This is a genomic window from Rhodococcus sp. R1101 (assembly GCF_000278445.1).
GTDB lineage: Bacteria > Actinomycetota > Actinomycetes > Mycobacteriales > Mycobacteriaceae > Rhodococcus > Rhodococcus gordoniae.
Window position 1 is genome coordinate 1 of the sequence record NZ_AJVB01000229.1, and the last position, 6,038, is coordinate 6,038.

Here is a 6,038-nt window from a genome sequence, read left to right on the forward strand (position 1 = left end):
CGATCAGACCGGCCGTGATCGCCTCGCGCACGGCGGTGGCCGCCCGCCGCGAATGGGTGAGGATCAGCACCGACTCCGGATCGGCACCGTTCGCGATGCGATGGACCGCGAGATCGACGAGCAGGGACGTCTTGCCGGTGCCGGGCCCGCCGAGGATCTGCCAGGGCCGCCAGCGGAGGGCGGGAGGAGCATCGTCGAACACCACGCGCACGTCGTCGGGCCACTCGCGTGCCGCCGGCGCTTCGCCGGACCGGCGCACCAGACGCGCGGCCGGACGGCGGACACGATCGGGGAGATGGGGTTCGGACATGCGCGAGACGGTGGCAGGCAGGTCGGTGCCCTGCGCCCGGATCGGGTGCAGGTCGGGGATGCCGGTGTCGACGTCGAGCATGACCCCATCCCACCAGATCGGTACGACAGGTCCGGTGCGCGGTGCGTGGCGCCACGACGACTGCGATAGTGGTCGGCGTGAGTGCCACCGAGCTTCTGCACACCCATCTGTTCGGGCCCGACGACGGACCGGAGGTCCTCGCGCTGCACGGCCTCACCGGTCACGGCCGGCGCTGGCGGAACCTCGCGGAGCGGCACCTGCCCCACCTGCGGTTCGTCGCCCCCGACCTGCGCGGACACGGACGCTCCCCGTGGACTCCCCCCTGGTCGTTCGAAGCCCACGTCGCCGACCTGACGGCGGTGCTGGACGCGCACACCACCGGTCCCGTCACCGTGGTGGGGCATTCGTTCGGCGGCGCCCTCGCGCTGCACCTGGCCGCCGCGGTGCCCGACCGGGTGCGGGCGCTGGTGCTCCTCGACCCGGCGATCGGTCTCCCGGCCGGCCGGATGCTCGAGATCGCCGACCTCACCCACCGTCATCCCGACTACACGGACGAGGCCGAAGCCCGTGCGGAGAAGGTCCACGGCGACTGGAGTGAGGTGGCACCCGAGCTGCTCGACGAGGAGATCGCCGAACATCTCGTGAAGCCGGACTCGGGGCGCGTCGGCTGGCGGGTGTGCGTACCGGCCCTGGTCGCCTCGTGGGGCGAGCTCGCCCGCGAACCCGTCCTGCCGCCGTCCGGCATCCCGACGATCCTCGTGCGGGCCGGGAAGGTGCAGCCCCCGTACACCACGGCGGACTTCCGTCGCGACCTCGCGGAGCGGCTCGGCGACGACCTGACCGTGCTCGAATTCGACTGCGACCACATGATCGACCAGGCGCGTCCCGCCGAGACCGCCGAACTCGTGGCCCGGATGGTGTAGCCGGTGGCCACCACGGACGAGCAGATCGAACGGGTCCGCGAACTCGTGGCCTCGGTGCCGGCGGGGCAGGTCGTGACCTACGGCGACATCGCCGCCGCCGCGGGCCTGTCGAGTGCGCGGACGGTGGGCTGGATCATGCGGACCGATTCCGCCGACCTGCCGTGGCATCGCGTGGTCCCGGCCTCCGGGCGACCGGCCGCGCACATCGCCCGACGGCAGCTCGCACGCCTCGAACTCGAAGGCGTCCCGATCTCCGGCGACAGGGTCGACCTGTCCCGGGCACGCCACCGGTTCCCGCACGGCTCACGCGAGCACGGCGACGAGCCACGCGCAGACGACGAGTAGATCCGGTCCCCTGGCCCACTGCCGGAGCAGATCGACCGGAATCTGCCCGACCGCCGTCTCGAGGATCAGGCCGTCGTACCCGATCGGCGGTCGCGTGCGCATACGGTAGGCGGCCGCGCACCCACCGACGATCCCGACCGCGGCGCTCACCACCGACGCACTCCCGGCGAGGGCCGTGACGACGGCGGCGATCACGGCGGCCGCGCCCGGGACGACCGAAAGAGGAAGGCGCAGTTGTGCGTCGCTCGCGCCCAGCAGAACGGCGACATCGGGGTCGCGGCACACGTCGCGCAGACCCGCACCGAAGGCCACAGCCACCACGAAGACGGTGACGAGGTGCACGACCGCGGCGGCAGGCGGCGATACGACCGACGCGAGGACCGCGACGCCGAGCAGAGCGGCACACGTGAGGAGCACGGGTGCCGGCCGGCGGGCATGGCGGAGCAGATCGGCACGGACGAGCGCCGCGATCCGGCCGCGCGGCAGCATCCGGGAGCGACGGGCTCCGATGCGCAGCCACGCCCTGTGCTCGACCACGTCGACCAGCAGCGACGGATCCAGCGCGGTGAGCGAGGCCGACACACCCACCGCGGTGCCCGCTCCGGCCCTCCACTCGGGTGCGGCGATCCTGCCGCACGCGAGCAGTGCCGAGATCGCCAGCGCCGCGACGACGGCCCAGACGACGGCGACGAGCACCGGCCCCGGTGGCGGTATCGGCACGCCGGTGGCGGCGACGATCATCACGCCCGGTAGGGCCGAGAAACACAGCCGGAGCACGATGCTCACGACGGCGGACGGGAGCATCCGGCACTGCGCGAGCATCGGAAGGGCGATGGCACCGACACCGAGAGCGACGGTGAGCAGCGTGAACGCGAGCCGATCCGGCGGGGCGGCCACGAAGGTCGCGAGCCGTCCTGCCAGGGCACCCGCGACCGCACCGCCCATCAGGATCGCCGCCGCGCCGGGCCGCAGTGCCGCGCCGCGATCCATCGGTGTGGACAGCAGCCAGAACTCCGTCTCGGCACCGCACGTCACCGGACCGACAGCCCGGGCGGACGCCGTCCCCACCGCGGCCGCGACCGCGACGACCGCCCATGCCCATGCCGAGGTGCACCCCGCGTCACGTCCGATCGGAGCCGTGCAGGCGACCGGCGCCGACGGCAGGGAGAACAGCCACCACGCCGATCCCCCTCCCACATACAGGCCGAGGAGGATCAGCACGACCGCGGCGGGACGATCCGCGAACGGGGCGTGTCGACGCTCGAAGCTGCGACGGAGCGCGCGGAGATCCCGCGCGCCGGGGACGACCGCGGTCAGTTCCATCGGTCCGCCTCCACCACCACATCGTCGACCGCGTCCACCAGCCCGGCATCGTGCGAGACCATCAGCACGGTGCCGCCGGCACGCTTCTCGGCCGCAAGCGTGGACGCCAGCCACCGGCGCCCGGCCTCGTCGAGATGTTGTTCGGGTTCGTCGAGGACGAGCAGCCGCCGCGGTCGGACCAGCGCGGAGGCCAGGGCGAGCCGGCGGCGCTGCCCGCCCGAGAAGGTCACCGGCAGTCGATCCGCCGACGAGGCGAGACCGACCTCCTCGAGAACCCGGGTGGCGGCGGCGAACGGGTCGGTCACGCCGTGACCGGTCGCGACGAGTTGCAGGTGTTCGTGTGCGGTGAGATGCGCGAACGTCGCGACGTCGCCGAGGACTGCGGCGACCCGCCGGCGCAACGTCGGGGAGCTCTCGTCGACGGGGACGCCGTCGATCTCGACGACACCCTCGTCGAGCCGGTCGGCGCCGACGATGCATCTGAGCAGAGTGGATTTGCCGGTGCCGTTCGCCCCGACCACGGCGCAACATCGGCCCGGGGCGAGGTCGACGTTCACCCCGGTGAAGACGGTCAGGTCACCGAACGAACGGTGGGCATTCCGGACGGACACGGCGGGTGCGCCGCATCGGATGGGATCGGACATGGAAGGTCTCCCGGTGTTCCTCGTCGGACGAAGTGTCGAAGGCGAGGACGGAACCGGGTGAGCGTGGACGTGGCCGTCCGGGGGTGTCGGGGTGGGAGTGGCGACGGAACCCGCCGCGCAGGCGTCGTTCCTCGGAGGTCGGCCCTCGGACACTGCGGCCGAAAGCGAACAACGGGTCGTCGGCGGCCGCGACGAACGCGAGCGTCGCAAGGAGCACCATCAGAAGTCCGACGAGCAGTCCGGCGGTGTCGCCGGCGGACACGGCGGTGACCGGCACGACGGTGGCGACGAGCCAGGACAGGAGAACGACGCATACCGCGGCACCGTTCCGCCATCCGAAGAACATGACCGGCAGTCTATGCCGCGCGGTGCGTGCGCAGGGACGGTCCTGTGAGGGTGGATGAGGCAGCATGAAGGCATGAGCACGCTCACGCACGTCGAAGCCGTGATCGTCGCGGGCGGTCGCGCGACCCGCATGGGAGGCGTCGACAAGCCCGCTCTGACGGTCGGTGGCCGGAGGATGCTGGACACCGCTCTCGCCGCGGTCGAGGGCTGTGCACGGGTGACGGTGATCGGCCCGCACCGCGACGATCTCGACCCGCACGTGCTGCAGATCCAGGAGACACCGCCGGGCGGGGGGCCGGTGGCGGCGCTGGCAGCGGCGGATCCGGTCGCCGATCTCGTGGTCACCCTCGCCGCCGACCTTCCGTTCGTCACGCCGAAGACCGTCTCAGCCCTGCTGGAGGCCCTGAACGAGGACACGAGGGCCGAGGCCGCCTTCGCGATGGACGAGACCGGGCGGGTGCAGTTCCTGCTCGCCGCATGGCGGACACCGGCACTGGCCGCACGTCTGGCCGCTCTCGGCGGAGACGTCGCGAACCGGCCCATGAAGGCGTTGGTTCCCGAGCGGTACGTCACCGTCGCGGTTCCCGAGGCCACCGACTGCGACACCCCGGACGACCTTCGGGCGGCGCGCGCCGGATCCGCGACCGTCCAGGTCGCCACCGACCCCGGTCACGCGCGCAGGATGCTACGGGAAGCGTTGGTGCCGTTGCCGTCTCGCATCGCCGCAGTCGAGGACGCGCGGGGCACCACGCTGGCGGCACCGCTCGTCGCGGCAGAGGCATTACCTCGGGTGCGGACCTCGGCCATGGACGGCTACGCGGTGGCCGGCGACGGACCGTGGTTGCTGCGCGACGAGATCCGTTATGCGGGCGACGGCGGATCGCTCACGCTCCACGACGGGGAGGCGGCCCGGATCGCGACGGGTGCCCACCTGCCGACCGGCGCGACCGCCGTCGTGCGCGACGAATTCGTCCGTGTCGAGAACGGTCTCGTCTCCCGCCTGCCCGATGCGCCGATCCGCGACGACGCGCGTCGCCGCGGTGAGGACTGGGAGCCGGGAACGATTCTCGCCCCTGCCGGCACCGCCGTGAGCCCCGCGGTGGTCTCCGCGGCCGCCAGCGGTGAGGTCACGGCAGTGGAGGTGCGCGGTCCCGTGCGGGTACACATCGCGCTCACGGGTGACGAGATCCGCCGCACCGGCCCGCTCCGCGAGGGGCAGACGCGCGACTCGCTGGGGCCGGTACTCCCCGATTTCGTCCGCTGGTGCGGTGCGGTGGTGGTCGGTGACGGGCATCTCCGCGACACCGCGGACGGATTCGACGCATTGTTCGCGGGCACCGATGCCGATGCGATCGTCATCGTGGGGGCGACGGGAGGGGGTGCCGCCGATCAGTTGCGGGGGCGCTGGCGCGGGCCGGCGCGCAGGTGGTCGTCGAACGGGTCCGGTGCAAGCCCGGCGGGTCGCAGGTCGCGGCGACGCTGCCGGACGGCCGCGCCGTGCTGGGGTTACCCGGAAATCCGGTGGCGGCGGTGTCGACCCTGCTGGTGATGCTGCCCGCGATCGCCGACGGTCGCACGCTCCGTACACCCGCCGCAGCCGTGATCGCTCCGCTGGCCAATGCCTCGGAGGTCGTCGGCGACATCACACGCCTGCTTCCTGCCCGCCAGGACGAGCAGGGACGATGGTTGTGCGACAACATGATTCGCACCGCGCATCTGGCCGGTCTCATCGGGCGCACCGCGATCGCGGTGGTGCCGCCGGGAGCCGCGGACGGCGATCCCGTGGAGTTGTTACCACTCCCCCACTGAGTCAGGCGCGGGGGCGAGCCGATCCCACAGGCGCGGCGCGGCGAGGCGCCTCGTTCGGCGCGAGCGCGCGCAGCGCCTCGACCGCGGAGCGGTAGCGCCGGACGACGAGGTCGACGACGGGTTCGGCCACTCCGATCGGTGCGGCGACACCGTCTGCACCGACCTCGGACAGGCGACGATGGAACAGGCCGTCGGCGAGCAGACAGGACGCCACGAACACGCGGCGTGCGCCACGTGCGCGGACCTCGTCCACCACGGTCGCGACCCGCGGTTCGCCGGTGGCGATCCATCCGACCCGCACCGGGATGCGCACGAGCG

6 protein-coding genes and 2 pseudogenes are annotated in these 6,038 nt (G+C 72.7%); 3 read left to right on the top strand and 5 right to left on the bottom strand.

Features of this window, described 5'->3' with window-relative positions; genetic code table 11:
- A partial coding sequence (locus R1101_RS26855) for a UvrD-helicase domain-containing protein (protein ID WP_037223497.1) occupies positions 1 to 391 on the bottom strand: 391 nt, incomplete at its 3' end.
- 77 nt (positions 392 to 468) lie between these two features.
- On the opposite strand from R1101_RS26855, the gene R1101_RS0114430 reads away from it, so the two are divergent.
- Together R1101_RS0114430 and R1101_RS0114435 are read left to right on the top strand one after the other, a co-directional pair.
- Complete coding sequence (locus R1101_RS0114430; protein ID WP_198420280.1) at positions 469 to 1,254, top strand: alpha/beta fold hydrolase; 786 nt, start codon at positions 469 to 471, stop codon at positions 1,252 to 1,254.
- Positions 1,255 to 1,257: 3 nt separating this feature from the next.
- Complete coding sequence (locus R1101_RS0114435; RefSeq protein WP_016934115.1) at positions 1,258 to 1,599, top strand: MGMT family protein; 342 nt, start codon at positions 1,258 to 1,260, stop codon at positions 1,597 to 1,599.
- Here R1101_RS0114435 and R1101_RS0114440 read toward each other — a convergent pair.
- From R1101_RS0114440 to R1101_RS29265, 3 genes are read right to left on the bottom strand one after another with little or no spacing between them, the layout of a single operon-like run.
- Positions 1,558 to 2,922, bottom strand: coding sequence for a DUF6297 family protein (locus tag R1101_RS0114440; RefSeq protein ID WP_016934116.1), 1,365 nt, complete (start codon positions 2,920 to 2,922; stop codon positions 1,558 to 1,560). The two genes, R1101_RS0114435 and R1101_RS0114440, sit on opposite strands and share 42 nt — an antisense overlap.
- Positions 2,913 to 3,533 carry an ABC transporter ATP-binding protein gene (locus tag R1101_RS0114445; RefSeq protein WP_016934117.1) on the bottom strand — a complete coding sequence of 207 codons (621 nt, stop codon included), beginning with the start codon at positions 3,531 to 3,533 and terminating at the stop codon, positions 2,913 to 2,915. Before R1101_RS0114445 ends, R1101_RS0114440 begins: the two co-directional genes overlap by 10 nt.
- Positions 3,499 to 3,912 (bottom strand): DUF6412 domain-containing protein, encoded by a 414-nt coding sequence (locus R1101_RS29265; protein WP_016934118.1) that lies wholly within the window; start codon positions 3,910 to 3,912, stop codon positions 3,499 to 3,501. Before R1101_RS29265 ends, R1101_RS0114445 begins: the two co-directional genes overlap by 35 nt.
- A 72-nt stretch (positions 3,913 to 3,984) precedes the next feature.
- On the opposite strand from R1101_RS29265, the pseudogene R1101_RS26865 reads away from it, so the two are divergent.
- A pseudogene (locus tag R1101_RS26865) lies at positions 3,985 to 5,720 on the top strand (NTP transferase domain-containing protein).
- 1 nt (position 5,721) lies between these two features.
- On the opposite strand, the pseudogene R1101_RS0114460 reads toward R1101_RS26865, so the two are convergent.
- Positions 5,722 to 6,038 (bottom strand): annotated as a pseudogene (locus R1101_RS0114460) (CbiX/SirB N-terminal domain-containing protein); the annotation flags it as partial.